The sequence below is a fragment of the Pseudomonas sp. GW821-FHT07F05 genome (assembly GCF_059418765.1).
The window spans coordinates 20,236-45,801 of sequence record NZ_JBWKQL010000013.1 but is presented as its reverse complement, the minus strand read 5'-3'; the positions used below and the strand labels follow the sequence as shown (position 1 = coordinate 45,801).

Annotated in this window: 25 protein-coding genes; 15 read left to right on the top strand and 10 right to left on the bottom strand. The window is 62.0% G+C overall.

Annotated elements, in window-relative coordinates; genetic code table 11:
- Positions 1–94: 94 nt before the first annotated feature.
- The 3 genes from AC07RO_RS22075 to AC07RO_RS22065 all read right to left on the bottom strand — a co-directional run bounded on the left by AC07RO_RS22075 (position 95) and on the right by AC07RO_RS22065 (position 3,182).
- Positions 95–736, bottom strand: coding sequence for an oxidoreductase (locus tag AC07RO_RS22075; protein ID WP_192173770.1), 642 nt, complete (start codon positions 734–736; stop codon positions 95–97).
- A gap of 123 nt (positions 737–859) precedes the next feature.
- The gene (locus AC07RO_RS22070) at positions 860–2,554 is read right to left on the bottom strand and encodes a C13 family peptidase (protein WP_346631205.1); all 1,695 of its coding nucleotides are present in this window, start codon (positions 2,552–2,554) and stop codon (positions 860–862) included.
- A 172-nt stretch (positions 2,555–2,726) separates the two neighbouring features.
- Entirely contained in the window at positions 2,727–3,182 is a 456-nt protein-coding gene (locus tag AC07RO_RS22065; protein ID WP_495087079.1) for a MaoC family dehydratase, read from the bottom strand.
- 288 nt (positions 3,183–3,470) lie between these two features.
- Here AC07RO_RS22065 and AC07RO_RS22060 point away from each other — a divergent pair, with 288 nt between their 5' ends.
- From AC07RO_RS22060 to AC07RO_RS22050, 3 genes are read left to right on the top strand one after another with little or no spacing between them, the layout of a single operon-like run.
- Positions 3,471–3,833 (top strand): CidA/LrgA family protein, encoded by a 363-nt coding sequence (locus AC07RO_RS22060; RefSeq protein ID WP_065988384.1) that lies wholly within the window; start codon positions 3,471–3,473, stop codon positions 3,831–3,833.
- Positions 3,834–3,835: 2 nt separating this feature from the next.
- Entirely contained in the window at positions 3,836–4,546 is a 711-nt protein-coding gene (locus AC07RO_RS22055) for an LrgB family protein (RefSeq protein WP_282372962.1), read from the top strand.
- Between the two features lie 10 nt (positions 4,547–4,556).
- The gene (locus AC07RO_RS22050) at positions 4,557–5,162 is read left to right on the top strand and encodes an LON peptidase substrate-binding domain-containing protein (RefSeq protein WP_192173767.1); all 606 of its coding nucleotides are present in this window, start codon (positions 4,557–4,559) and stop codon (positions 5,160–5,162) included.
- 62 nt (positions 5,163–5,224) lie between these two features.
- On the opposite strand, the gene AC07RO_RS22045 is transcribed toward AC07RO_RS22050, so the two are convergent.
- Positions 5,225–6,541: a bifunctional DedA family/phosphatase PAP2 family protein gene (locus AC07RO_RS22045; RefSeq protein ID WP_192173766.1), complete on the bottom strand. Its 1,317-nt coding sequence runs from the start codon at positions 6,539–6,541 to the stop codon at positions 5,225–5,227.
- 4 nt (positions 6,542–6,545) lie between these two features.
- On the bottom strand, positions 6,546–7,229 hold the full coding sequence (locus AC07RO_RS22040) for a DNA-3-methyladenine glycosylase (RefSeq protein ID WP_463584103.1): 684 nt from the start codon (positions 7,227–7,229) through the stop codon (positions 6,546–6,548).
- Positions 7,230–7,700: 471 nt separating this feature from the next.
- On the opposite strand from AC07RO_RS22040, the gene AC07RO_RS22035 reads away from it, so the two are divergent.
- The 12 genes from AC07RO_RS22035 (at position 7,701) to lipA (ending at position 19,247) form a co-directional block, all read left to right on the top strand.
- Complete coding sequence (locus tag AC07RO_RS22035; protein ID WP_423573172.1) at positions 7,701–8,975, top strand: glutamate-5-semialdehyde dehydrogenase; 1,275 nt, start codon at positions 7,701–7,703, stop codon at positions 8,973–8,975.
- Positions 8,976–9,057: 82 nt separating this feature from the next.
- Entirely contained in the window at positions 9,058–9,702 is a 645-nt protein-coding gene (gene nadD / locus AC07RO_RS22030) for a nicotinate-nucleotide adenylyltransferase (RefSeq protein WP_495087125.1), read from the top strand.
- 66 nt (positions 9,703–9,768) lie between these two features.
- Entirely contained in the window at positions 9,769–10,188 is a 420-nt protein-coding gene (gene rsfS / locus AC07RO_RS22025) for a ribosome silencing factor (RefSeq protein WP_346627660.1), read from the top strand.
- A 9-nt stretch (positions 10,189–10,197) separates the two neighbouring features.
- Positions 10,198–10,665, top strand: coding sequence for a 23S rRNA (pseudouridine(1915)-N(3))-methyltransferase RlmH (rlmH, locus tag AC07RO_RS22020; protein WP_037017961.1), 468 nt, complete (start codon positions 10,198–10,200; stop codon positions 10,663–10,665).
- A 31-nt stretch (positions 10,666–10,696) separates the two neighbouring features.
- Positions 10,697–12,595, top strand: coding sequence for a penicillin-binding protein 2 (gene mrdA / locus AC07RO_RS22015; protein WP_282367186.1), 1,899 nt, complete (start codon positions 10,697–10,699; stop codon positions 12,593–12,595).
- 31 nt (positions 12,596–12,626) lie between these two features.
- The gene (gene rodA, locus AC07RO_RS22010; RefSeq protein WP_163022102.1) at positions 12,627–13,730 is read left to right on the top strand and encodes a rod shape-determining protein RodA; all 1,104 of its coding nucleotides are present in this window, start codon (positions 12,627–12,629) and stop codon (positions 13,728–13,730) included.
- 17 nt (positions 13,731–13,747) lie between these two features.
- Positions 13,748–14,758, top strand: coding sequence for a lytic murein transglycosylase B (gene mltB, locus AC07RO_RS22005; protein WP_192173761.1), 1,011 nt, complete (start codon positions 13,748–13,750; stop codon positions 14,756–14,758).
- Complete coding sequence (locus AC07RO_RS22000) at positions 14,758–15,807, top strand: septal ring lytic transglycosylase RlpA family protein (RefSeq protein WP_282367190.1); 1,050 nt, start codon at positions 14,758–14,760, stop codon at positions 15,805–15,807. The genes mltB and AC07RO_RS22000 overlap by 1 nt, the downstream gene beginning before the upstream one ends.
- A gap of 195 nt (positions 15,808–16,002) precedes the next feature.
- Positions 16,003–17,163: a D-alanyl-D-alanine carboxypeptidase family protein gene (locus tag AC07RO_RS21995; RefSeq protein ID WP_282367192.1), complete on the top strand. Its 1,161-nt coding sequence runs from the start codon at positions 16,003–16,005 to the stop codon at positions 17,161–17,163.
- Positions 17,164–17,261: 98 nt separating this feature from the next.
- Positions 17,262–17,537 carry a DUF493 domain-containing protein gene (locus AC07RO_RS21990; RefSeq protein WP_074892711.1) on the top strand — a complete coding sequence of 92 codons (276 nt, stop codon included), beginning with the start codon at positions 17,262–17,264 and terminating at the stop codon, positions 17,535–17,537.
- Complete coding sequence (gene lipB / locus AC07RO_RS21985) at positions 17,537–18,184, top strand: lipoyl(octanoyl) transferase LipB (protein ID WP_346631213.1); 648 nt, start codon at positions 17,537–17,539, stop codon at positions 18,182–18,184. The genes AC07RO_RS21990 and lipB overlap by 1 nt, the downstream gene beginning before the upstream one ends.
- Before the next feature lies 1 nt (position 18,185).
- Entirely contained in the window at positions 18,186–19,247 is a 1,062-nt protein-coding gene (gene lipA, locus AC07RO_RS21980; RefSeq protein WP_244655991.1) for a lipoyl synthase, read from the top strand.
- An 87-nt stretch (positions 19,248–19,334) separates the two neighbouring features.
- Here lipA and AC07RO_RS21975 read toward each other — a convergent pair whose 3' ends face one another.
- The 5 genes from AC07RO_RS21975 to leuS all read right to left on the bottom strand — a co-directional run bounded on the left by AC07RO_RS21975 (position 19,335) and on the right by leuS (position 25,393).
- Positions 19,335–20,672, bottom strand: a complete 1,338-nt coding sequence (locus AC07RO_RS21975; protein ID WP_495087078.1) for a lytic murein transglycosylase — start codon at positions 20,670–20,672, stop codon at positions 19,335–19,337.
- An 86-nt stretch (positions 20,673–20,758) separates the two neighbouring features.
- Positions 20,759–20,917 (bottom strand): alternative ribosome rescue factor ArfA, encoded by a 159-nt coding sequence (gene arfA / locus AC07RO_RS21970; RefSeq protein WP_037017982.1) that lies wholly within the window; start codon positions 20,915–20,917, stop codon positions 20,759–20,761.
- A gap of 95 nt (positions 20,918–21,012) precedes the next feature.
- A complete protein-coding gene (gene holA, locus AC07RO_RS21965; RefSeq protein ID WP_346627663.1) occupies positions 21,013–22,050 on the bottom strand; it encodes a DNA polymerase III subunit delta in 1,038 nt (345 codons plus the stop codon).
- A 42-nt stretch (positions 22,051–22,092) separates the two neighbouring features.
- Entirely contained in the window at positions 22,093–22,698 is a 606-nt protein-coding gene (locus AC07RO_RS21960; RefSeq protein ID WP_346627664.1) for an LPS-assembly lipoprotein LptE, read from the bottom strand.
- 88 nt (positions 22,699–22,786) lie between these two features.
- Positions 22,787–25,393, bottom strand: a complete 2,607-nt coding sequence (leuS, locus tag AC07RO_RS21955) for a leucine--tRNA ligase (RefSeq protein ID WP_495087077.1) — start codon at positions 25,391–25,393, stop codon at positions 22,787–22,789.
- Positions 25,394–25,566 lie beyond the last annotated feature (173 nt).

The following is a 25,566-nucleotide window of genomic DNA, read 5'->3' as shown; positions in this document are numbered from 1 at the left end:
GGCGGTCTATGTCCTGTAAGAGTGACTGTCAAACCGCGTTCGTGAGCAAGCTCACGCCTACACAGTTTTTGCTGTCAGATTGAGCAGTGCTCAGTCATTTCCCCAACCGCCGCAAATCATCTGATTCAACCACCCGCACCCCCTCCTGCTCTTCCAGCGCCAGGCGCCACAACGCGCGGGCGAGGTTGCAGGCTTCGATGCCGCCGTATTTGCCGGGAATCAGCTTGGCAATCGGCGCGGCCAGCTGTTCCACAAACCGCTGATCCTGCCGCTCGCCAATCAACAACGACGGCTGGACGATGGTCAGTTGTGGCCAGCCCTGAAGCTTCAGCGCTTCTTCCATCTCGCCTTTGACGCGGCTGTAAAAGATGCTCGATTTCGGATCGGCATTCACCGCGCTGATCACCAGCAGATGACGCGCGCCCAGCTCGCGCGCACGTTTGCCGAACGCGACGACCATATCCAGATCCACGGCCCGAAACGCTTCCTGGGAACCGGCCTGTTTGATGGTTGTGCCCAGGCAGCAAAAGGCGATATCCACAGGGCCTTCGAGGGTGGGCAACAAACTCTGGAGATCGCCGACCGGGTTTTCCAGCCGTGGATGTTCAGCCAGAGGACGACGGCTGGGGGCGAGGAGGCGGGTGACAGTGGGTTCGTTAAGCAGGCGGTCGAGCAAGTGCTCGCCAGTCAATCCGGTAGCTCCGGCAAGCAAAATGTGCTGAGGCGTCAAGTACATAATCTTTCTCCCTTGATACGCCACAAGCATAGGCGCTGTACCGGAACAGACTGCGAGCGAAGCGGGAGGGTTTCACAAAAACACATGAAATGTTCAAGCGACCCCGCTTTTGGGCCTCAGCACTCAGCGTCGAACGGTATTCAACGCCCGCTCCGCCTGGCTCTTGCGCAGCTGCCGCCAATGGGCGACCACACCTTTCGGCGCCCACATCTGAGGCTCGGAGGCTTCGAAGCTTTCGTCCGTCTCACGCTGGGCGACGATGTCTTTTGCCTCATTGAACGCTTGCACCAGATCGTCGGTTTCCACCAGTGCCTTGCCGAACAGCGCCTCGCCGAAGTAGGTGAAATCGGCCTCCTCAGAGCAGCCAAACGACACTCGATCTTCACGTGAAGCGGTAATCACCATCGTCCGCTCGTCCTTGATCGCCGGAATGAAACCGCCCGAGTAGCACGCAGAAATCACCACCACCTTGTCGCGATTCTTCAGCGGTGCCAGCACGCCGGCCATCTCGTTGGCGGGCAGGTCGGACAGCTCCAGACGCGGCTGATCCAGCACCAGCTCGTGTTCATGGGTGCCGTGGCTGGTCAGGTAAATGAAGATCAAGTCTTCCGGGCCGCTGCGCTTGGCCAGCGTTTGCACGGCGCGGCTGATGGTCTCGCGGGTGGCCAGCGGTCGATCGGCCATGTGATCGCGGTGGTTCACCAAGGTGATCTGACCCGAAGCACCGAAGCGCGTCGCGAGCAGCTTGTTGACGTAATCGGCCTCGCGCAGAAAAACGCTCTGCTTGCCATCGCCACCCACGACGAGGCTGTAAAGCTCGATGGCCGGCGTGGAGGCGGGCACGGCGGCGAGGGCCTTTTCGACGAGGGCACCCTGGGCGAGCAAGCCGATTTCCAGCGGATCCGGCAGCAGCTTGCCGGCGGCGTCGCGCACCCGCTGGCCGTTCGACCAGGTGCCGCTTTGGACTTCGCCTTCCGCGGTGGTCAGCACGCCGCTGCCTTGATAGTTGTCGTTCTCGAACTGCCCGATGTACACGCTGCCGTCGGGGAGCTTCAGGCTGCCCGAGCCTGCGAAGCGCCAGTTTTTGAAGTCGCCTTGGTAGCGCGTGCCGTCGGCGCCGATCAACTCGCCCTTGCCGGTGAACGCGCCATCCTTGAACTGCCCCGACCAGACATCGCCATCGGCGTTTTCGTAGCGACCGCGACCGTTGAGCTGATTGTTGTGAAAGCCGCCAACGTATTGATCGCCATCGGCGCTGTTGAAATTGCCCGTGCCTTCAAGCTGCCCGTCGACGAACTTGCCGCTGAACTGGTTGCCCGCCGAATCGCTGCGCTGGCCCTCGCCGTTGGGTTTGCCGTGGGCGAACTGGCCCTGATACTCGCTGCCGTCATCCAGTTCCAGATGACCGGCGCCGTCGTACAGGTCGGCCTTGAACTCGCCGCGATAACTCATGCCGTGCTCTTTCAGCGTGCCTTCGCCGTCGCGCCGCCCCAGCTTGTAGCCGCCGACGTAGCTGCCGGCGCTGGTCGTCAGCGAGCCCTGGCCATGGAAAAGCCCGTCCTGGAAACCGCCCTTGTACACGTCGCCGTTGCTGGCGTGCCACTCACCCTGGCCGTTCCACTGACCGTTCTTGAATTCCCCAGCGTACCAGCTGCCATTGGGATAATCGATCCGGCCCTTGCCTTGCAGCACGCCGTTGATCACGTCGCCACGATAGCGTCCGCCGTCGGGCAGGCGAGCGTCCGGGGGCAACAGCGATTCGCCATCGCCGCAAGCGGTAAGAAGGAAGGTCAGGGCCAAAGGAGCAAACGCGCGCATGGTAAATCCCGAAAATAAGATGTTTCGGCGTGATCTGATCGCGTACGTGTATCGAGTCGCTCACACAGCCGCAGCGAGTATGCCGCAGCGAGGAACGCTCATGAAACAGTCTGTTACGACTGTTTCATGTTTCAGGAAGGTTTGCGCAAGCGTTATGGAGGGACGGCGGGGCTTACACGAAGCACAGCGAAAGCGGTTCAGCAATGAACGCAGGCTTGTCCAGGCCTTCGATTTCAAGCGTTGCCGTGGCTTTGAGCAACCATTGGCCGGGCTTCTTTTCGCTGACCTGCGCCAGCGTGACTTTTAGACGAACGCGCGAGTTCACCTTCACCGGCTGAATGAATCGCACGCTGTCCAGGCCATAGTTGATCGCCATCTGCATGCCTTCGGGCACGACCATCAAGGACTCCATCAGCTTGGGCATCAGCGACAGCGACAGAAAGCCATGGGCGATGGTCGATCCGAACGGGGTTTGCGCCGCTTTCACCGGATCGACGTGGATGAACTGGAAGTCGCCGGTGGCTTCGGCGAACAGATTGATGCGTGCCTGATCAATGGTCAGCCACTCGGAGCATCCCAGGTCCTTGCCTTCATAGCTCTTGAGTTCTGCAACGGGTACACGGGGCATCGCTACTCTCCTTGTGGGTGATTGTTTTTGCGCGGGATCTTCACGGGCAGGCCCCCCTGACACAACGCGCTCGCAGGTTTGCTGCCGCTTCGCGTCAGATCGCGAGCAAGCTCACTCCTACAGTTTGAACCGCAGTCGACGAGGTGACGTCGGCGGTGTTATTGCTTGGCATTGAAGATCAGCACGCGCCACTGCGCGGGTCAACGTGGTCTCAACTGGCGAATACCACCCCATAGGCAGCGCGGGTGGCGTGCCTATAATGTCGCCGCGAATCTGCTGGAGTTTTTTATGTTGCTAAGAGGCCTGACCTGGCTTGTGCTGTTCCAACTGATCGGAACCGCGCTCAATCACCTGTTTCTGTCGATCCTGCCCGGCCCGATCATCGGGCTGGTGCTGTTGATGATCTACCTCATGACCCGCGGCGAAGTCAGTGAACCCATCAGCCTGGCGGCCAGCAGTCTGCTGCGATACCTGCCGCTGCTGCTGGTGCCGCCCGCCGTGGGTGTGATGGTGTATGCCGACCAGATCGCCGAGGACTTCTGGGCGATCGTCGGCTCGCTGGTGATTTCCCTGATGGTGTCGCTGACCTTCGCCGGCTGGCTGATGCAGAAACTCATCGACCGTCAGGCCAATCGCCGGGAGCCATCATGAGTCTGGACTGGCACGGCGCCTGGCTGTCGGTGATTCATCACCCCTTGTTCGGTATCGCCATCACGCTGGGCGCGTATCAACTGGTGCTGGCCGGCTACGAGAAAACCCGCTGGGTGTTTTTGCAACCGGTGCTGATTTCGATGCTGGTGGTGATAGGCGTACTGGTGAGCTGCGGGCTGTCCTACGTTGAGTACCGCAAAAGCACCGAAATCCTCAGCATTCTGTTGGGCCCGGCAACGGTTGCGCTGGCCGTGCCGCTTTATCTGAACCTGCGGCGCATCCGGCAGCTGTTCTGGCCGGTATTGACTACGCTGGTGGTGGGCGGAGTGCTGGCCACCGGGCTGTGCGTCGGGCTGGGCTGGATGCTCGGCGCCGATCACATGATCCTGATGACCATGGCGCCCAAGTCCGTGACCTCGCCGATCGCCATGCTGGTCGCCGAGCAGATTGGCGGTGTGGCGGCGCTGGCCGCAGTCTTTGTGTTGATAACCGGGGTGATCGGCGGCATATTCGGCCCCGGCCTGCTGACGCTGGCGCAGGTCACCAGCCCGGAAGCGCGAGGCATGGCCCTCGGGCTGACGGCCCACGCGGTGGGTACGTCGGCGGCCCTGCAGGAAAGTGAGGAATGCGGCGCCTTCGCGGCGTTGGCGATGAGTCTGATGGGTGTCGCCACGGCCTTGTTCCTGCCGTTGGCGGTGTCTCTGGTTGCTTGAGGATAGGTTTATGTCGTTGCCGTTGTTTACGCTGCCGCTGTTTCCACTGAATGCCGTGCTGTTCCCGGGGTGCGTGCTCGATTTGCAGCTATTCGAGGCGCGCTACCTCGACATGATTAGCCGCTGCATGAAGCAGGGCGAAGGCTTTGGCGTGGTCTGCATCACCGAGGGCAGTGAGACGGGCGACGTGCCGGACGGTTTCTCGATGATCGGCTGCGAAGCGCGGGTGACCGATTTCCAGAAGCAGGACAACGGCCTGCTCGGCATTCGGGTGGTGGGCGCCCGACGCTTTCGGGTGAAGGACTACAGTACTCAGCGCGACAACCTGCTGATCGGCGAGGTCGAGTGGCTCGACGATCCCGAGGAACAACCGCTGCAAGAGGAGGACGACGACCTGGTCGCGTTACTCGCCGCGCTGGCCGAGCACCCGATGGTGGCCGCGCTGAACATGGGCCTCACCGCGAGCGGTCAGCACTCGCTGGCCAATCAGCTGGCGTACCTCTTGCCGTTCGCGGAGGAAGACAAGATCGAGCTGCTGGAAATCGAAGACGCCGAACAACGGCTCGATGCGATTCAGGACCTGCTCGACGAAATGCAGGGCGACATGCAGGCCTGAATGCTGTTGTTTTGCGCGGCGCGGACCGGATCGTTCTTCCGGCAGGCCGCGCCTGAGCTGTTTCAGTATTGGTAGCGGATCAAACCGTGGGGGAACGAGTGCAGGCCGAACCCGCCGAAAAGCGCCACCATTGCCGGTAGCACCAGCCACCAGACTTTAATCGGCAGGGCCTCCAACGGCTTTTTGTTCTGCACGAACGCAAGGCTCGCCGCGCAGGTGAAAAACGCCAGCAGCATCCCCGCCGTGACATCCGTCGGCCAATGCACGCCCAGATAGACTCGTGACATCGCGATCGCCAGCGCCGGAATCCCGCCCAGCAGCAGCCACGTCAGGCGCAGCCGCACCGGCTGACCGCGACCGGCAAGCACCGCCAGCGTCATGAACAGCGCAAACGAGGCCGATGCATGTCCGCTCGGCATGCTGTAGGTCCCCAGGGCCTCCGTCAGTACGTCAGGCCGGGCGCGGGCGAAGGTGTATTTCATGCTCTGGTTGATCAGCGCCGCGCCCAGGGTGGTACCGACCGCGAAGATCGCATGGCGCCATTGCCGCGTGACGACCAGCAGGATGGTCAGCAGGGCGGCTGCGCAGAACTGCGTGCGGAAATCCCCCAGGCCCGTCACCATCACCACGAAGTTCTCGGCCGCAGCGCTCCGGCTGGCCTGGACCACCGTCATGATGCCCTGATCGAAATCGGCCAGGTATGGCCAGCCCAGAAAAACACTTCCCAGCAGCACGAAGCAGGTCAGGGCGATGACCTTGGTCGCGTAGGGCTTTTGCCGAAGGCTGCTCTGCACGCTGATGCCCAGCAGCAGCGCGAGCCCGCCGCCCACCACGGCAGCCTGGGGCCAGAAGTTTTCCGGCAGCGGCAGGCGGATGGCCGCACCGGTCGCCCAGCCCGGCAGGATGTAGGCCACTGACCAGCCGGCAGCGGCAATCAAGCTCACACCGGCAAAGCGCACGAACGGCATGTCGCACATCCCGGCCACCATCGGCAGCATCGGGCGCAGCGGGCCGATGAAGCGGCCGACCAGCAGGCTGGCGATGCCGTAGCGCTGGAAGTAGGTCTCGGCGCCGCCGATCCATTCCGGGTGATTGCGCAGGCCGGGCAATTGACGAATCTTCTGATGAAAGCGCCGGCCGAGGAAGTACGAGACCAGATCACCCAATATCCCGCCGAGGAAACCCAGCAACAGCGCTTCACTCAATGGGAGTATGCCGCTGCCGGCCAGTGCGGCGATGGCGAACAGCACAACGGTGCCGGGGACGACGATGCCGGCAATCGCCAGGCACTCGATGAACGCGACGATGAAAATCGCCGCGCCGAGCCAGGAGGGATTGGCGCTTAGCCAGGAGGTGATGCTGTCGAGCCACGCGCCCATGGGTTCAGTTTCCTTGCTCGATGAAAATATAGTCGCGTCCTTCGACTTGCCCGCGTCTGACCGGGTTCCGTGTGCAGAAGCGGGCATAGGCGGCGTCAACGAACCGGTACATCAGGTGCTCGTCGCGTCCGGCGGGGATGCCGAGGCGTGTCGTTTGGATAATGCGCGGCGGTCGCTGACCCACGTCCTCGACAAAGAGTTGCTCTTCATCGAAGCGTTTGGCGTCCCACATCGGCACTTTCAGGCCCAGCGCCTTGCACAGCAGCGTCTGCCCGGCACACAGCCGCTCTGGCGTGCGCACGTTTCCGCTGGCGTCGGGATTGTTGAGGAGCATGCGGGCAAGGGCGTTCTCATCGGACACCGCATCGACCCACGGATAGGCCGATTTGATCAAAACGGCATTGCCCGGACCTTCCGCACTGAAGTTCAGCGAATCCCCGCCACGGGCGTAATACATATAAATGTGCCCGCCTTCCAGAAACAAAGCCTTACGTTTTTCTGTGTAACCGAGGGACGCATGACTGCCTTTCTCGGCCACGTAATACGCCTCCGTCTCAATAATCCGCGCCGACAACCACAACCCGTCGACCTTGTGGCGGATCACCTTGCCCAGCAAATCCCGGGCAAGCGTCTGAGCATCGCGATGAAAGAAACTGTCCGGCAGGGCGCGTGGCGATTGGTCAGGCATAAACAACGGCAGTCAGAGAATGGACCGCGATCATATCAACATCGGCCTTAATTGGAGCTGAATGGCTAGGCACGCACCGGGGGCAGATCAAAAATCCCATTGCCTACACGGGCGCCTTCCCGGCTGAAGCCGGTCCCACTAAAAAGCATCGCATCCCGCCAGTGGGACCAGCGCCGCTCCCCGTAGGACCGGCTTCAGCCGGGAAGCTTTTGATCTGCCTCAACGCGCTTTTGATCTTGATCTTCGTACGCAAAAATTCCAGACACCGCCAAACGCGACTTGGGTGCAGGCTGAACGCAGGGCCCACGCAGCGGGATCGGAGGGAGGGTATTGCGACGAAGGAGCAACCAAACCACCGCATTGAGAACAACAAAATCCCCTTATTCCGACCATCCGCCCGTCGCCGCTGTCGTTCAGCACGCCCGACAGCTATAATCCGCCGCTTTCCCATTTGCCAAGACCCCCGAGACCATGACTGAGTCCGTTCTTGACTACATGACCCGCCTGGGTCGCGCCGCCCGCGAAGCCTCCCGCGTGATCGGCCGTGCCAGCACCGCACAGAAGAACCGCGCCCTCGCAGCCACCGCTGCCGCGCTGGACGCTTCCCGTGCCGAGCTGACCGCCGCCAACGAACAAGACCTCGCTGCTGGCCGCGCCAATGGACTCGAACCCGCTCTGCTCGAACGCCTCTCCCTGACCCCGGCCCGCATCGACAGCATGATCGCCGGTCTGCGTCAGGTCGCCAGCCTGCCAGACCCCATCGGCACCCTGCGCGACATGAACTTCCAGCCGTCCGGCATCCAGGTCGGCAAAATGCGCGTGCCACTCGGCGTCGTCGGCATCATCTACGAGTCGCGCCCCAACGTAACCATCGACGCCGCCAGCCTCTGCCTCAAATCCGGCAACGCCACCATCCTGCGCGGCGGCTCCGAAGCTATTCACTCCAACCGCGCCATCGCCGCCTGCATCCAGCGCGGCCTTGACGAAGCCGGCTTGCCTGCCGCCGTCGTACAAGTCGTCGAAACCACCGACCGCGCCGCCGTGGGTGCGCTGATCACCATGCCCGAGTACGTGGACGTCATCGTTCCCCGTGGCGGCAAAGGCCTGATCGAACGCGTCAGCCGCGACGCCAAAGTCCCGGTCATCAAACACCTGGACGGCATCTGCCACGTCTACGTCAGTGCCCACGCCGACCTGGCCGCCGCCCAGCGCATCAGCTTCAACGCCAAGACCTACCGGTATGGCATCTGCGGCGCGATGGAAACCCTGCTGGTCGATCAAACCATCGCCGCAGATTTCCTGCCGCCCATGGCCGCCCAGTTCCGCGAAAAAGGCGTCGAGCTGCGCGGCTGCGAGCGCACCCGCGACCTGATCGACGTTTTGCCGGCTACTGAAGAAGACTGGCACACCGAGTACCTGGCGCCGATCCTCTCGATCCGCCTCGTGACCGGTCTGGATCAGGCCATCGAACACATCAATCACTACGGCTCGCATCACAGCGACGCCATCATCTCCGACTCGCAAGCCCAGACTCGCCGCTTCATGGCTGAAGTCGACTCGAGTTCGGTGATGGTCAACGCGCCCACCAGTTTTGCCGACGGTTTCGAATACGGCCTGGGTGCGGAAATCGGCATTTCGACCGACAAGATTCACGCGCGTGGTCCCGTGGGGCTCGAAGGCCTGACCTGCGAGAAATACATCGTCGTCGGCGATGGCACACAATTGCGCGGGCAGGGGCCGGTCTGACTTGGCCGACGTCGGTCAGGCTTCAGTGAGCGGCGCCCAGGCAGTGGCCGATCCGATTGCGGTTCCGCTGAACACTGCACGGGTGCCCCAGCGCATCGGCATACTCGGCGGCACGTTCGACCCGGTGCACATTGGCCATTTGCGTGGCGCACTGGAAGTCGCCGAGCTGCTGAAACTCGATGAGCTGCGTCTGACGCCCAGCGCCCGACCGCCTCATCGCGACACGCCGAGCGTTTCAGCGCAGGACCGTCTGGCGATGGTCCAGTGCGCGGTGGCCGGTGTGCCGCCATTGACGGTGGATGATCGCGAGCTGATGCGCGACAAGCCGTCTTACACGATCGACACGCTGGAATCGATGCGCGCGGAACTCGCCGCCGATGACCAGCTATTTTTATTGCTGGGTTGGGACGCCTTTTGCGGGCTGCCTTCCTGGCATCGGTGGGAAGAGTTGCTGGAGCACTGCCATATCGTGGTGCTGCAACGCCCGGACGCCGACAGCGAGTCCCCGGATGCGATGCGAAACCTGCTCGCGGGACGTGCCGTCAGTGATCCGAAGGCCCTCAAAGGGCCCGGCGGAAAGATTACGTTCGTCTGGCAGACGCCGCTTTCGGTGTCTGCCACCCAGATCCGTCAACTGCTGGCCAGCGGTAAGTCGGTACGTTTTCTGGTGCCAGACGCGGTACTGGCCTATATCGATACGCACGGGCTGTACCGTGCGTCGAACTGAAGGTGTGTTGCTACGCAGCCAAGTGCGCGAAGAAACGCCCAAACATACGAGTTGAAAGAGTTTTTTATGACTGACAAACGCGCTGTAAACCCAATCATCGAAGTGATCAGGGCTGCCCTGGACGACGTCAAGGCCCAGGATATCCAGGTGCTGGACGTTCGTGACAAACAAAGCATCACCGACTACATGGTCATCGCGACCGGTACTTCCAATCGCCAGATCAACGCGATGCTCGACAAGGTCCGCGAAGAAGTCAAAAAACAGGGCCTCAAGCCGCTGGGCGAAGAAGGCAAGGGCGACAGCGACTGGGTGCTGCTGGACCTGGACATCGCCATCGTCCACATGATGACCGCCTCCGCTCGCCAGTTCTACGACCTCGAGCGTCTGTGGGCCGGTGCCGAGCAGAGCCGCTCGGCCAGCGCTGCACACCACAGCCCGGAAAACGCTCACGAGCATTTCGACAAGCTGAACAAAGACCAGGCCTAAGGCTTCGTTGTGCGTCTGCGTCTGATCGCCGTTGGTTCCCGCATGCCCAAGTGGGTGGAAGAGGGTTGGCATGAATATGCCAAGCGTCTGCCATCCGAACTGGCGCTGGAACTGGTGGAAATTCCGCTCAACACCCGTGGCAAGAACGCCGACGTGGCACGCCTCATCCGTCAGGAAGGCGAGGCCATGCTGGCGAAAGTGCAGCCGGGCGAGCGGATCGTCACGCTTGAAGTGCATGGCAAGCCCTGGAGCACCGAGCAACTGGCGGGCGAGCTCGATCGCTGGCGTCTGGATTCGCGCACGGTCAACCTGATGGTCGGCGGTCCGGAAGGGCTGGCGCCGGAAGTCTGTGCACGGGCCGAGCAGCGTTGGTCGTTGTCGCCGCTGACGTTGCCGCACCCGCTGGTGCGCATTCTCATCGGCGAGCAGATTTATCGTGCCTGGACCGTGCTGTCCGGTCACCCTTATCACAAGTAGCGCCGCTGCCCTCACTGTGAACCTGCCCTAAATGTCTCAGCCGATTCGCCTGAAAGACCACGAAAAGGACGCACGCCTGGTGCGCAGCCGAGTCGTGGTCGGCGCAGTCGCGGTCGTCGTGCTGATCTGCGTGCTGGTCGCGCGGCTGTATTTCCTGCAGGTCATCCAGTACGAGTACCACTCGACGCTGTCCGAGAACAATCGCGTTCACGTGCAGCCGATCCCGCCGAGCCGCGGGCTGATCTACGACCGTAACGGCGTGGTGATTGCCGACAACCGGCCCAGTTTCAGCCTGAGCATGACCCGCGAACGCTCGGGTGACTGGACCCAGGTGCTGGACACCATCGTCCAGGTCCTTGAGTTGACGCCTGACGACCGGATCATCTTCGAAAAGCGCATGAAGCAGGGTCGCCGGCCGTTTGAGCCGGTGCCCATCCTGTTCGAACTCACCGAAGAGCAGATCGCCCGTATCGCCGTTAACCAGTTCCGCCTGCCGGGGGTTGAAGTGGTGGCGCAGCTGGTTCGCCACTACCCACAGGGCGAGCACTTCGCCCACTCGGTGGGTTACATGGGCCGGATCAACGAGAAAGAGCTGAAAAGCCTCGATCCCGTGAACTACAGCGGCACCCACCACATGGGCAAAACCGGGATCGAGCGTTTCTACGAGCCCGAGCTGCACGGTCAGGTCGGTTACGAAGAAGTCGAAACCAATGCCCGCGGCCGCGTACTGCGCGTGCTCAAACGGACCGATCCGGTGCCCGGCAAGGACATCGTCCTGAGCCTCGACATCCAGTTGCAGGAAGCCGCCGAAGCCGCGTTGGCCGGGCGTCGCGGCGCGGTGGTGGCCCTTGATCCGAACACCGGCGAGGTACTGGCGATGGTCAGTCAGCCGAGCTTCGACCCGAACCTGTTCGTCACCGGCATCAGCTTCAAGGCCTATTCCGAGCTGCGCGACTCGGTTGACCGCCCGCTGTTCAACCGTATTCTGCGGGGTCTGTACCCGCCGGGTTCTACCATCAAGCCGGCGGTGGCGATTGCCGGTCTCGACACCGGCGTGGTCACGGCCAGCACACGGGTTTTCGACCCCGGCTACTACATGCTGCCGAACTACGATCACAAATACCGTAACTGGAACCGCACCGGCGATGGCTGGGTGGATCTGGACACGGCGATCATGCGCTCCAACGACACCTACTTTTACGATCTGGCCCACAAGGTCGGGATCGATCGGCTGTCGGCGTACCTGAACAAGTTCGGCATCGGCCAGAAGGTGTCGTTGGACATGTTCGAAGAATCCCCCGGCCTGATGCCGTCCCGTGACTGGAAGCGCGTGACCCGGCGGCAGGCGTGGTTCCCGGGCGAAACACTCATTTTGGGGATCGGCCAGGGCTACATGCAGGCCACGCCGTTGCAGTTGGCCCAGGCCACCGCCTTAGTGGCGAACAAGGGCAAGTGGAACCGTCCGCACTTGGCAAAAACCGTCGAAGGGCAGAAGCCGGTGGACGAGAACCCGATGCCGGACATCGTCCTGCGTGATCCGTCGGACTGGGCCAAGGTCAACCACGGCATGCAGCAAGTGATGCACGGCGCTCGCGGTACCGCGCGCAAAGCCGCCATCGGTGCCCAATACCGAATCGCCGGCAAGAGTGGTACGGCTCAGGTCGTGGCCATTCGGCAGGGCGAGAAATACGACCGCTCGAAAGTCCAGGAACGCCACCGCGACCACGCTTTGTTTGTCGGCTTCGCGCCGGCCGACAGCCCGAAGATTGTCGTCGCGGTGATGATCGAAAACGGCGAGTCCGGGTCGGGCGTTGCCGCGCCCGTCGTGCGGCAGGTCATGGACGCCTGGCTGCTTGATCCACAGGGCCACCTGAAACCCGAATACGCCAGCAATGCACAGCCTCCGGAGACCGCGGCCCGTGAAGAGTAATTTCGACCGCATCTTGTCCAGCGAAGATGTGATGCGCCGTCGCGCCACGTTTCTGCAGAAAATTCACGTCGACGGCCCATTGCTGATCCTGCTGCTGACGCTGGCGGCGGGCAGCCTGTTTGTCCTTTATTCGGCCAGCGGCAAGAGCTGGGACCTGCTGATCAAGCAGGCGACATCCTTCGGTATCGGTCTGGTGTCGATGTTCGTCATCGCCCAGCTCGAACCCAGGTTCATGGCCCGCTGGGTGCCGGCCGCCTACGTGATCGGCGTTTTGCTGCTGGTGGCGGTGGACGTCATGGGCCACAACGCCATGGGCGCCACGCGCTGGATCAACATTCCCGGAGTCATTCGCTTTCAGCCCTCGGAATTCATGAAGATCATCATGCCGGCGACCATCGCCTGGTACTTGTCCAAACGCACGCTGCCGCCGCACCTCAAGCACGTCGCGGTGAGCCTCGGGTTGATTGGTCTGCCGTTCATTCTGATCGTTCGTCAGCCGGACCTCGGCACCTCGCTGCTGATTCTGGCGTCCGGCACCTTCGTGCTGTTCATGGCCGGCCTGCGCTGGCGCTGGATCATCAGCGTGGTGGCGGCCGCGGTACCGGTGGCGGTCGGCATGTGGTTCTTCTTCATGCACGATTACCAGAAGCAGCGGATCCTGACCTTCCTCGACCCGGAGAGCGATCCCCTCGGCACCGGCTGGAACATCATTCAGTCCAAGGCAGCGATCGGTTCGGGCGGCGTGTTCGGCAAAGGCTGGCTCATGGGCACGCAGTCGCACCTGGACTTCCTCCCGGAAAGCCACACCGACTTCATCATTGCGGTGCTTGGCGAAGAATTCGGGCTGGTGGGGATTTGCGCGCTGCTGCTGATCTACCTGTTGCTGATCGGCCGCGGGCTGGTGATCACCGCCCAGGCGCAGACGCTCTACGGCAAGCTGCTCGCGGGCAGCCTGACCATGACCTTTTTTGTTTACGTTTTCGTCAATATCGGTATGGTCAGCGGTCTGCTGCCGGTCGTAGGCGTGCCGTTGCCCTTCATTAGCTACGGCGGAACTTCGCTGGTGACGCTGCTGTCAGCGTTTGGTGTTTTGATGTCGATCCACACGCATCGCAAGTGGATCGCTCAGGTTTGATTAAGGTGAAGAACTCAATGCAAGTAGTGCGTGGCTGGGCTGCTCGATATGCGCCGCTGGTCGGTCTGATGGGCATCTTCGGCTCAGTGCAGGAATCACTTGCCGGTGACTATGACGGCTCTCCTCAAGTCGCCCAGTTCGTCAGCGAAATGACCCGCGATTACGGTTTTGCGGGCGAGCAACTGATCGATGTGTTCCGCGATGTGCAGCGCAAGCAGGCGATTCTCGATGCCATTTCGAAGCCTGCCGAGCGTGTGAAACCGTGGAAGGACTATCGCCCGATGTTTCTCACCGACGCGCGCGTTGCCCGGGGCGTCGACTTCTGGCGTCAGCACGAGGCCGCCCTGGCGCGCGCCGAGCAGGAGTATGGCGTGCCCGCTCAGGTCATCGTTTCGATTATCGGCGTCGAGACGTTTTTCGGCCGCAACACCGGGAATTACCGGGTGATGGACGCATTGTCGACGCTGGCGTTCGACTATCCCCAGCGCGCTGATTTCTTCCGCAAGGAGCTCCGTGAATTCCTGCTTCTGTCCCGCGAACAGCAGGTCGATCCGCTGACGCTCAAGGGCTCCTACGCCGGCGCCATGGGTCTGCCCCAGTTCATGCCGAGCAGCTTTCGCGCCTATGCAGTGGATTTCGACGGCGACGGCCACATCAATATCTGGAACGACCCGGACGATGCAATCGGCAGCGTGGCCAGCTACTTCCAGCGTCACGGCTGGGTGGCCGGTCAGCCGGTTGTCAGCCGCGCGGACGTGCGCGGTGATCGTGTTGACGAGGGCTTGAGCCCCGGCATCGATCCGGTGAAAAACGTTGGGGAGTTGCGAGCGTTGGGCTGGGCGAGTCATGATGCGCTGCGCGACGACATGCCGGTCACGGCGTTTCGCCTCGATGGTGACAAAGGCCCTGAATACTGGATGGGTCTGAAGAATTTTTACGCAATCACGCGATACAACCGCAGCGTGATGTACGCCATGGCCGTGCATCAGCTGTCTGAAATGCTTGTTCAAGCCCGGGACGTCAAGTAATGCGGCCACTGCCGATGCAACAACCATTGAAACTGATGGCCTTCACGGCGCTGACTTTGCTGATCGTCAGTTGCTCGACCAGCCGCCCGACGACCACGACGCAGCGGCAGCAGGGCAACATCATTCGTTCGCAGCCCGGGCTGGACATCAACAGGGCGCACAAAGACGGCGCGCCTTGGTGGGACGTTGACGTTTCGCGCATCCCCGACGCCATTCCGACCCTGCACACCGGCCCCTATAAGGCCAACCCATACACCGTGCTCGGCAAGACCTATTTCCCGCTCAGCGATTCCAAGACCTATTCCCAGACGGGAACGGCGTCCTGGTACGGCACCAAATTCCACGGCCAGAACACCGCCAACGGCGAGGTCTATGACCTGTACGGCATGAGCGCGGCCCACAAGACCCTGCCGCTGCCCAGCTATGTTCGCGTGACCAATCTGGACAACAACCGCACGGTGATCCTGCGGGTCAACGACCGCGGCCCGTTCTATTCCGACCGCATCATCGACCTGTCCTACGCCGCAGCCAAAAAGCTGGGTTATGCCGAGACCGGCACAGCACGGGTAAAAGTCGAAGGCATCGACCCTTCTCAGTATTGGGCGCAGCGCGGCAAACCGGCGCCGCTGATGCTGGATCAGCCGCAGGTGGCGAGCAGCAGTCCTCCGGCGCGTCAGCCGCAACCGGGCGCTCCGGTGATTACCGCATCAGCGGGTACGATCGAACAATGGACACCGCCGCCGCAGCAACATGCCGCCCCGGTCACGCCCGTGCCGATCGACGCAAAAAAAAACGCTTCCGGACAAGCGTCTGGGCTGTTTCTCCAAGTGGGAGCCTTCGCCAACCCGGACGCTGCGGAACTCCTGAGGTCGAAATTGAGCGGGATGGTCCGGGCGCCGGTGTTCGTGAGTTCGATCGCACGCAATCAACAGACGCTCTATCGCGTGCGGATGGGACCGGTCGACACGCCGGGTGAAGCCCAGCAACTGCAAAACAGCGTAAGGTCGGCCAACCTCGGCTCGCCAAGCGTCGTCACGTCGGACCAGTAACGCTTTTATCAGCGATACCCGCCCTGGAAACGGAGGCGAGTTTCGCTGCCTGACCGACGACGTGCCGACCGGGTGTGTCGTTGTCAGCAGCTTTTCACGGCACGTTCTGTAGAATGTGAGCCCGTTTGCCGGGGTAGCCCGGCACCCGCTTTGCCCGCAAGGGCATGTTTGCCCATTAGCATTTTCGAGAGACGGATGAACATCACCAGCTTTGCAAAACGCCTTTGCCTGCTAATCCCGCTATTCACCGCGCCTGCCGTGTTTGCGGCAGAACAGATGACGCCATCGCCACCGCAACTGGCTGCCAAGGCTTATGTGCTGATGGACGCCAACAGCGGCAACGTTCTGGTCGAAAACAATGGCGACCAGCGCCTGCCGCCGGCCAGTCTGACCAAGCTGATGACCGCCTACATCGCCACGCTGGAAATCCGTCGCGGCCAGATCGGCGAAAACGACCCTGTCACCGTCAGCGAAAACGCCTGGCGCACCGGCGGTTCGCGGATGTTCATCAAGGTGGGCAGCCAGGTCACCGTCAGCGACTTGCTGCACGGCATCATCATTCAGTCGGGTAACGACGCCAGCGTTGCGCTTTCCGAGCACATCGCCGGCAGCGAAGACGCCTTCGCCGACCTGATGAACAAGACCGCTGCCGACCTGGGCATGGTCAACAGCCACTTCATGAACCCGACCGGCCTGCCGAACCCTGATCACTACGCCACGGCCCATGACATGGCCCTGCTGGCGCGCGCGATCATCCACGAAGACCCGGCTCACTACGCGATCTACTCGCAGAAAGAGTTCTTCTGGAACGGCATCAAACAGCCGAACCGCAACCTGCTGCTGTGGCGTGACAAGACCGTTGACGGTCTGAAAACCGGTCACACCGAAGAAGCCGGCTACTGCATGGTGTCCTCGGCCGTTCGTGATGGCATGCGTCTGATTGCGGTGGTGTTCGGCACCAACAGCGAGCAAGCTCGTGCTGCCGAGACCCAGAAGCTGCTGACCTACGGTTTCCGCTTCTTCGAAACCCAGACCTTCTATCAGAAGGGCACCGAACTGGCTCAGGCGCCGGTCTGGAAAGGCACAGAGCGTCAAGTCAAAGCCGGCCTGGCTGAAGACCTGACCATGACAATGCCAAAAGGCGAGCTGAAGAAGCTGGCTGCCAGCATGACCATGAACCCGCAACTGGTTGCACCGATCGCCAAAGGCGACGTTATCGGCAAGGTTGAGGTCAAACTGGACGACAAGGTCGTGCACAGCGCCAACCTGATCGCCCTGGATGCCGTCGACGAAGGTGGTATCTTCCGCCGCCTGTGGGATAGCATCCGCCTGTTCTTCTACGGTCTGTTCAACTGATCAACGATTGATCAAAAACTGACCGTTGCTCCGTACGCCCCCGTCGCCGAACGCGCCGGGGGCCTGTCCGTTTTCCGGCTTACGAGGCCGTTACTGCCATGACAGATACCGAAGTAAAAGCGCCAAAAATCGAATTTCCCTGCGCCGACTATCCCATCAAGATCATCGGCGACACGGGCGTGGGCTTCAAAGACAGGGTCATCGAGATCCTCGAGAAGCACGCCACCGTCGACATGAAGACCCTGGCGGAGCGCCAGAGCAGCAACGGTAAATACACCACCGTTCAGCTGCACATCATCGCCACTGGTCAAGACCAGCTGTACGACATCAATAGCGAATTGCGGGCCACCGGCTTCGTGCACATGGTGCTGTGATGGGCGCGGTTCTGGGCTTTCGTGAACTCGGGCTGACCGACTACGAGCCCACCTGGCAGGCCATGAAACGCTTCACCGACGGCCGCGACCGCGAAACCGCCGACGAGGTCTGGCTTGTGCAGCATCCGCCCGTCTTCACCCAGGGCCAGTCCGGCAAGCCCGAGCATTTGCTGCTGCCGGGGGATATCCCGGTGGTGCAGGTCGATCGCGGCGGCCAAGTGACTTATCATGGCCCCGGCCAACTGGTCGCTTACTTGCTGCTGGACGTACGCCGTCTGGGCTTCGGTGTTCGCGAACTGGTCACCCGGATCGAGCGCAGCCTGATCGATCTGCTGGCCAGTTACGGCGTAGACGCCGCAGCCAAGCCCGATGCACCGGGGGTTTATGTCGACGGCGCCAAGATTGCCTCGCTGGGGCTGCGCATCCGCAACGGCTGTTCGTTTCATGGCCTTGCGTTGAACGTCGATATGGATCTGGACCCTTTTAAACGGATTAATCCCTGCGGGTATGCGGGGCTGGCGATGACCCAGCTGCGCGAACAGGCAGGTCCGATTGAATTTGCCGAGGTTAGTGCCCGGCTGCGTGCGCAGCTCGTCAAACACCTCGACTACGCTGAGCAGACGACCCTAACGGGCGGAATCGATTGATATGACTACTGCGTATGAGGCAGCTGACACTGTCGTGAATACAGAGAATGCCGTACAGACCCTGATCCCGACGGTGAGCGTGACCACGCCCGAGCGTGTGGCGCGTCCGAAAGTGGAGGCCGGCGTGAAGCTGCGCGGCGCGGAAAAAGTCGCGCGTATCCCGGTGAAGATCATTCCGACGGTCGATCTGCCGAAGAAGCCGGACTGGATTCGCGTGCGCATCCCGGTCTCGCCGGAAGTCGACCGCATCAAAGCGCTGCTGCGCAAGCACAAGCTGCACAGCGTGTGCGAAGAGGCGTCTTGCCCGAACCTGGGCGAGTGCTTCTCCGGCGGCACCGCGACCTTCATGATCATGGGCGACATCTGCACCCGTCGCTGCCCGTTCTGCGACGTCGGTCATGGCCGCCCGAAAGCGCTGGACACCGATGAGCCGAAGAACCTGGCTGTCGCCATCGCCGACCTGAAACTCAAGTACGTCGTGATCACTTCCGTTGACCGGGACGACCTGCGCGACGGCGGTGCCCAGCACTTTGCCGACTGCATTCGCGAGATCCGCCTGCTGTCACCAAACGTGCAACTGGAAACCCTGGTCCCGGATTACCGTGGCCGCATGGACATCGCGCTGGAAATCACCGCCGCGACGCCGCCAGACGTGTTCAACCACAACCTGGAAACCGTGCCGCGTCTGTACAAGGCTGCGCGCCCGGGTTCGGATTACCAGTGGTCGCTGACCTTGCTCAAGCGCTTCAAGGAAATGGTCCCTCACGTCCCGACCAAGTCCGGGCTGATGCTGGGGCTGGGCGAGACCGACGAAGAAGTCATCGAAGTCATGCAGCGCATGCGCGAGCACAACATCGACATGCTGACCCTGGGTCAGTACCTGCAACCGTCGCGCAACCATTTGCCGGTCCAGCGCTTCGTCCACCCGGACGTCTTCGACTGGTTCGCCGAAGAAGGTTACAAGATGGGCTTCAAGAACGTCGCCTCTGGCCCGCTGGTTCGGTCCTCGTACCACGCGGACGAACAAGCCAAGCTGGTCAAGTCGCTGCTCACGGCGGGCTGATCACAGCGTCGTTGATGCAGAAAGCAAAACGGGCCGGATAGAAATATCCGGCCCGTTTTTTTGCGTTGCGTTTAGCTGTGCCGGAATCTACGGCTGGCGCAACTGCTGCAGCAGCTCTTGCGTCGGGTACCCGTCCGCCGGCCAGCCAAAGGATTGCTGCGCACTGCGAATCGCCTTACGCGTGTTGGCGCCGATGATCCCGTCCGGGGCGCCTGCGTCGTACTGTCGGGCCGAGAGCAGCGTCTGCAACTCGATACGCTCGGAGCGGCTCAGCGGACGATCACCCCGCGGCCAGCTGCCCTGCACATAACCGCCGCCACTGAACCGCTCGGACAGCAACCCGATGGCCAGTGCATAGGACGACGAGTTGTTGTACTTGAGGATGGCGCGGAAGTTGTCCATCACCAGAAAGGCTGGGCCTTTGTAGCCGGCGGGCAACAGCAAGGCCGCCTGCTGTTGCAGCAAATTGGCCGGCAACCCTGAACCGTTTGGCAGCTTCAGCCCCAGCTGTTGCCATTCGCTGATGGATTTACGGGTTGAAGCGTCGGCCAGCGCGTAGTCGAAACCCTGAGCCAGTTGCACCTCAAAGCCCCACGGCTGGCCTTTCTGCCAGCCCGAGCTTTGCAGGTAATGTGCGGTGGAGGCAAGGGCGTCAGTGGGGGAGTTCCAGATGTCACGGCGACCGTCGCCGTCGAAATCCACCGCGTGGGTGTTGTAGGTCGTCGGTATGAACTGCGTCTGGCCCATGGCGCCGGCCCACGAGCCCAGCATGCTCGGCGCATCGATATCGCCGTGCTGGATGATCTGCAGCGCGGCGATCAGCTGGTCCTGGGCAAACTGCGGTCGGCGGCCTTCATAGGCCAGCGTCGCCAGTGAGCGAATCACCGATTGCGTGCCCTGGAACTGGCCGAAGCTGCTCTCCATGCCCCACACGGCGACCAGTGCCTGGCGATCGACGCCATAACGCTGCTCGATGGCGCTCAGCGCGTCGGCGTATTGGTTGAGCAGGGCTTGACCCTTGCGCACTCGTACAGCCGACATGGCGCCATCGAGGTATTCCCACACCGGGCGGCTGAACTCCGGCTGGCTGCGATCGGCCTTGACCACGCTCATGTCCGGCGTGACGCCGGCAAACGCGCTATCGAACACATCGGGCCGCACACCCGCGTTCAGCGCCAGCGCACGGAACTGGCTCTGCCACTCGCTGAAGTTCATCGCGGGCTGGATTTCAAAGTTTCCGTCGTCGGGTTGCGCAACAGCGCCTGAAGGCGTGGGCAGGTTTTTGACGACTTGGGCCGCGGGCGCGGACTGGAGAGGGGTGGCAACGGCAGCGGTAGGCTGTTCGGCACAGGCAACCAGCGCGAAGAGGCTGGAGGCGGCGATCAACTGGCGAAGGTGCCAGCGACGGGGAAAGCTTGGGGGCATTCTGGGGTCCACAGGGCTAAACCGGAAGGTGCAGACCTTAACATGCCGGCCCTGTTGGTGGGGCGTCAGTCAGTAACCTGAAGTTTTCACGCCGCCATAACGGAAGAAGCCTCCCAGCTTTTAGACTGGAAGGCTTCGCGGCGGTAGCTGCCTTTGCCTTTGCCGGGTTGTTCCTGACGGCTGCGGAACAGTGGCTGGGCGATGATGGATTTGGCCTTGTTCGGCCGCTTTTTGGCTTTGCTCATGGCGTTCTCGCTCAAGTGGTGGGGTGGAGCAGCGGGGATATTCGGCCACTTCGGCGCCGCTGTCCAATAAACCTGAGCTATCGAAAGGTTACAGATTATTCCGCCGGCAATGCCAGCCGTTGTCCCGCCATCAGCAGCGTCAGTCGACTCAGGCTGCTCCAGACCGAGCCTTGGGCCTGTCCTTTGATTTGCGCGTCGATGTGTTGCGCGTCCATCAACAGCTGACCCCAGCGTCGCGCGGAGTGGCGTTGCAGGGCCTTGCTCATCAACGGCTTGCGCTTGTCCCAGATGGGCGGGCGCGCCTGACTGAAGGCTTTGTCCAGCGGAATGCCCTGACTGAACTGCAACGCCAAATTGGCCAGCACACGCAGCTCGCGGGACAGCGCCCAGAGAATGACCGGAGGTTCGACGCCTTCGCCACGCAGGCCTTCGAGCATTCGCAGTGCATGGGCCGCTTCGCCGTTGAGGATGGCGTCAGTCAGACCGAAAACATCGAAGCGCGCGCTGTCAGCCACCGCCGCCTGCACGGTTTCGACCGTGATCTGGCCTTCCTCGGCCATCAGCTTGAGCTTTTCGATTTCCTGCGCCGCGGCCAGCAAGTTGCCTTCCACCCGCGCAGCGATCAGTTCGATGGCGTCCGGCGTTGCTGCCAGGCCGGCTTGTGACAGGCGCTGACGAATCCATTGCGGCAGCTGACTGGCGTCCACCGGCCAGATCTGCACGAACTGGGTTTGTGGCCCTTCAACCAGCGCCTTGCCCCATTTGGTTTTCTGCGCCGAGCCGTCGAGCTTGGGCAGGCTGATCAGCAGCAGCGTGTCTTCGGCGGGACGGCCGCAGTATTCCAGCAGCGCGGCGGCGCCTTTGTCGCCGGGTTTACCGGACGGCAGGCGTAACTCCAACAGTCGGCGCTCGGCGAACAGCGACATGCTCGCGCCCGCCTGGAGCAGGGTGCCCCAGTCGAAGCTCGAATCGGCGCTGAACACCTGACGTTCGTCATAGCCCTGCTGGCGCGCAGCCGCACGAATGGCGTCGCAGGCCTCCTGACACTGCAGCGGGTCATCGCCGCTGACGATGTAGACGGGCGCAAGGGTGCCTTGCAGGTGTTTGGAAAGCTGGGCGGGGGCGAGTTTCATGGGTCAGAAAAGATCAGGGCCGGCGAACCGGCCCCGATGCCGTCACTTGGACGGGATTTCGATAGGCGACTGCTGTGGCGTCTCGTCGCGAATGCGTTGAGCTGCAGCTTCGGCATCAGCCTGGGCGCGGGCGGCGGCGTCGGCTTTGGCTTGCAGCTCGTCAAGGCGCTGAGGTGTCAGTTGCTGCAGACGGGCCAGCACTTTTTGCACAAGGTCGCTTTGCATTTCCTTACGGATCTGCGCGGCTTCCTGGTCAGAGCCGATCAGGTTGTTGCCGTCATGGACGAAGACTTTCTGCGACTGCACGGAGTCATCAAGCAGCAGGACGTCTTTGCTGCCGTGAATTTCGTACTTCAGCACGGTGGTCAGCTCGTATTCGGCGGAGCGGCCGGAACCTGCGTAGCTCGCGGTGCGCTGGGTTTCGTCTTCACGGGCAATGAACAGCTTGTACTGCGCGCCGGTGTAGACGTGCACGCCGCTGCTGGTCAGGGTCTGACGCAGCTGGGTGACGACGTCGCCGTAAGCATCGCGCGCGCTCACGTCCAGTTCCTTGATCGACAGGGCGTTGGTGCCGGTGCCGCGCAGCTGGAAACCGCAGGCGCTCAGCAGAACCGCGAGTCCCATTACCAGCAGATTGCGTTTGATCATCTTGTTGCTCCCTTGAATCCGTTAGAACCCGGCATCCCGGGTTCTTGAAATTGATGCGGCGCTTGCAGACAGGCGCCCGATGATTGCGTCAGCTGGCGACGATGTTTACCAGTTTGCCCGGCACCACGATCACTTTGCGGATGGTCAGGCCGTCGATGAAGCGCAGCACGTTTTCGTTGATCCGTGCGGCCGCCTCGACTTCCTCGCGGGTGGCGCTGGCCGGCATCTCGATATGACCACGCAGTTTGCCGTTGACCTGAATCACCAGCTGCAACGTGTCCTGCACCAGTGCCGAGTCATCGACCACCGGCCAGCCGGCGTCGATGATCGGGTCGGAGTGGCCCAGTGCCGCCCACAGCTCGTGGCTGATGTGCGGGGTGATCGGCGCCAGCAACAGCGCGACCGTCTCCAGACCTTCCTGCAACAGCGCGCGGTCCTGAGCCGAAGCCTGTGGCGCTTTTTCCAGCACGTTCATCAGCGTCATCACCTGAGCGATAGCGGTGTTGAATTTGTGATGCTGCCCAACGTCCTGACCGGCCTGCTTGATGGCCAGGTGAATCGAACGGCGAATGGCCTTCTGGTCGTCGTTCAGCGCGCTCTTGTCGAGTGCGCTTGCAGCGCCTGCCGTCACGTGGGCCTGAGCCAGGCGCCAGACGCGCTTGAGGAAGCGGTGCGAGCCTTCCACGCCGGAGTCAGACCATTCCAGGCTCATGTCAGGTGGCGAGGCGAACATCATGAACAGGCGGCAAGTGTCGGCGCCGTACTGGTCGATCATCGACTGAGGATCGACGCCGTTGTTCTTCGATTTCGCCATCTTTTCGATGCCGCCGATTTCAACCGGCTGGCCATCGGCAATCAGTTTGGCGCCGATAATCTTGGCCTTGCTGTCGCGTTCAAACTCGACGTCCGCCGGGTTGAACCAGGTTTTGCTGCCGTTGGCTTCCAGACGATAGAACGTCTCGGCCACGACCATGCCTTGGGTGAGCAGGTTCTTGAACGGCTCGTTGGAGCTGACCAGGCCTTCGTCGCGCATCAGTTTGTGGAAGAAGCGCGCGTACAGCAGGTGCAGGATCGCGTGTTCGATACCGCCGATGTATTGATCAACCGGCAGCCAGTGATTCGCGGCCTTCGGGTCGACCATGCCGCCCTCGTAGTGAGGCGAGGCGTAGCGGGCGAAGTACCACGAGGACTCGACGAAGGTGTCCATGGTGTCGGTTTCGCGCTTGGCCGGCGCGCCGCAGGTCGGGCAGCTGCACTCGTAGAAATCGGGCATGCGCGCCAGTGGTGAGCCCGCGCCGTCCGGTACCACGTCTTCAGGCAGCTTGACCGGCAGTTGATCTTCCGGGACAGGCACGTCGCCACAGGTGTCGCAGTGGATGATCGGGATCGGGCAGCCCCAGTAGCGCTGGCGGCTGATGCCCCAGTCGCGCAGGCGGAACTGGGTGCGTGACTTGCCGAGTTCTTTCTTCAGCAGCGCAGCTTCCATCGCGTCGAAAGCACCCGCGAAATCCAGGCCGTCGAACTCGCCGGAGTTGATCAACTGACCGTGCTCGCCGTATGCGTCCTGCCAGGGCGCAGGGGTTTCATCGCCCGCGCTGGTGCGCACAACGGCTTTAATCGGCAGGCTGTACTTGGTCGCGAACTCGAAATCGCGTTCGTCGTGTGCAGGAACGGCCATAACCGCGCCGTCGCCGTAATGCATCAGCACGTAGTTGGCGACCCACACGGGCAGCTTCTCGCCGGTCAGCGGGTGCTCGACGAACAGCGAGGTCGGCAGGCCTTTCTTTTCCTGGGTGGCGACGTCCGCTTCAGCGACGCTGCCGCTTTTGCATTCGTTAATGAACGCTTGCAGCTCGGGATTGTTCTGCGCAGCCAGGGTCGCCAGCGGGTGCTCGGCGGCAACGGCCACGTAGGTCGCGCCCATCAGGGTGTCGGGGCGGGTGGTGAAGACTTTCAGGGTGCCGGCTTCGCCGATCGACGCCTGGTCGTACGGGAACTGCACTTCCATGCCGCGGGATTTGCCGATCCAGTTGCGCTGCATGGTCTTGACCTGTTCAGGCCAGCCCGGCAACTCGTCGAGGCTCTCCAACAGCTCATCCGCGTAGGCGGTGATCTTGAAGTAGTACATCGGAATTTCGCGTTTTTCGATCACCGCGCCCGAACGCCAGCCGCGCCCGTCGATGACTTGCTCGTTGGCCAGAACGGTCTGGTCGACCGGGTCCCAGTTCACGGTGCCGTTCTTGCGGTAGATCACGCCTTTTTCGAACAGGCGAGTGAACAGCCATTGTTCCCAGCGGTAGTAATCGGGTTTGCAGGTGGTGATTTCGCGGGACCAGTCGATCGCCAGACCCAGGCTCTTGAGCTGGTTCTTCATGTAGGCGATGTTTTCGTAGGTCCACTTGGCGGGGGCGACGTTGTTCTTCATCGCAGCGTTTTCCGCCGGCATGCCGAACGCGTCCCAGCCCATCGGCTGCAGCACGTTTTTGCCTTGCATGCGCTGGTAGCGGGCGATCACGTCGCCGATGGTGTAGTTGCGCACGTGACCCATGTGTAGCTTGCCGCTGGGGTAAGGGAACATCGACAGGCAGTAGAAGGTGTCCTTGCCTGGCTGTTCACTGACTTCAAAAGACTTTTGCTCGTCCCAGAAGGTCTGGGCGGCGGCTTCGATTTCGCGGGGCTGGTAGAGTTCGTGCATGGCTACTTTTGGCTGAAATGAGTGACCCTTGACCGCTTCTCGGCGTGACCGGATCAGGAAGCCTTCGCATGCCAGACGAGGCCGTCCGCATTGCGATGCATCCATGCCCGGTTGGGCGGAAGTGGATTTACAGGAAGCGCCGTAGCATACATGAGGCTACCAAGCCGAGGGAA

What these genes read in the sequence shown, in the direction of transcription:
- AC07RO_RS22075 (WP_192173770.1), bottom strand. Translation starts at nt 736, where the DNA reads ATGTACTTGACGCCTCAGCACATTTTGCTTGCCGGAGCTACCGGATTG.
- lipA (WP_244655991.1), top strand. Translation starts at nt 18,186, where the DNA reads ATGACTACTGCGTATGAGGCAGCTGACACTGTCGTGAATACAGAGAAT.
- mrdA (WP_282367186.1), top strand. Translation starts at nt 10,697, where the DNA reads ATGTCTCAGCCGATTCGCCTGAAAGACCACGAAAAGGACGCACGCCTG.
- AC07RO_RS22050 (WP_192173767.1), top strand. Translation starts at nt 4,557, where the DNA reads ATGTCGTTGCCGTTGTTTACGCTGCCGCTGTTTCCACTGAATGCCGTG.
- AC07RO_RS22035 (WP_423573172.1), top strand. Translation starts at nt 7,701, where the DNA reads ATGACTGAGTCCGTTCTTGACTACATGACCCGCCTGGGTCGCGCCGCC.
- AC07RO_RS22065 (WP_495087079.1), bottom strand. Translation starts at nt 3,182, where the DNA reads ATGCCCCGTGTACCCGTTGCAGAACTCAAGAGCTATGAAGGCAAGGAC.
- mltB (WP_192173761.1), top strand. Translation starts at nt 13,748, where the DNA reads ATGCAAGTAGTGCGTGGCTGGGCTGCTCGATATGCGCCGCTGGTCGGT.
- AC07RO_RS21995 (WP_282367192.1), top strand. Translation starts at nt 16,003, where the DNA reads ATGAACATCACCAGCTTTGCAAAACGCCTTTGCCTGCTAATCCCGCTA.
- AC07RO_RS21990 (WP_074892711.1), top strand. Translation starts at nt 17,262, where the DNA reads ATGACAGATACCGAAGTAAAAGCGCCAAAAATCGAATTTCCCTGCGCC.
- rsfS (WP_346627660.1), top strand. Translation starts at nt 9,769, where the DNA reads ATGACTGACAAACGCGCTGTAAACCCAATCATCGAAGTGATCAGGGCT.
- AC07RO_RS22070 (WP_346631205.1), bottom strand. Translation starts at nt 2,554, where the DNA reads ATGCGCGCGTTTGCTCCTTTGGCCCTGACCTTCCTTCTTACCGCTTGC.
- AC07RO_RS22045 (WP_192173766.1), bottom strand. Translation starts at nt 6,541, where the DNA reads ATGGGCGCGTGGCTCGACAGCATCACCTCCTGGCTAAGCGCCAATCCC.
- AC07RO_RS22040 (WP_463584103.1), bottom strand. Translation starts at nt 7,229, where the DNA reads ATGCCTGACCAATCGCCACGCGCCCTGCCGGACAGTTTCTTTCATCGC.
- holA (WP_346627663.1), bottom strand. Translation starts at nt 22,050, where the DNA reads ATGAAACTCGCCCCCGCCCAGCTTTCCAAACACCTGCAAGGCACCCTT.
- leuS (WP_495087077.1), bottom strand. Translation starts at nt 25,393, where the DNA reads ATGCACGAACTCTACCAGCCCCGCGAAATCGAAGCCGCCGCCCAGACC.
- lipB (WP_346631213.1), top strand. Translation starts at nt 17,537, where the DNA reads ATGGGCGCGGTTCTGGGCTTTCGTGAACTCGGGCTGACCGACTACGAG.
- AC07RO_RS22060 (WP_065988384.1), top strand. Translation starts at nt 3,471, where the DNA reads ATGTTGCTAAGAGGCCTGACCTGGCTTGTGCTGTTCCAACTGATCGGA.
- AC07RO_RS21960 (WP_346627664.1), bottom strand. Translation starts at nt 22,698, where the DNA reads ATGATCAAACGCAATCTGCTGGTAATGGGACTCGCGGTTCTGCTGAGC.
- AC07RO_RS22000 (WP_282367190.1), top strand. Translation starts at nt 14,758, where the DNA reads ATGCGGCCACTGCCGATGCAACAACCATTGAAACTGATGGCCTTCACG.
- AC07RO_RS21975 (WP_495087078.1), bottom strand. Translation starts at nt 20,672, where the DNA reads ATGCCCCCAAGCTTTCCCCGTCGCTGGCACCTTCGCCAGTTGATCGCC.
- rodA (WP_163022102.1), top strand. Translation starts at nt 12,627, where the DNA reads ATGCGCCGTCGCGCCACGTTTCTGCAGAAAATTCACGTCGACGGCCCA.
- arfA (WP_037017982.1), bottom strand. Translation starts at nt 20,917, where the DNA reads ATGAGCAAAGCCAAAAAGCGGCCGAACAAGGCCAAATCCATCATCGCC.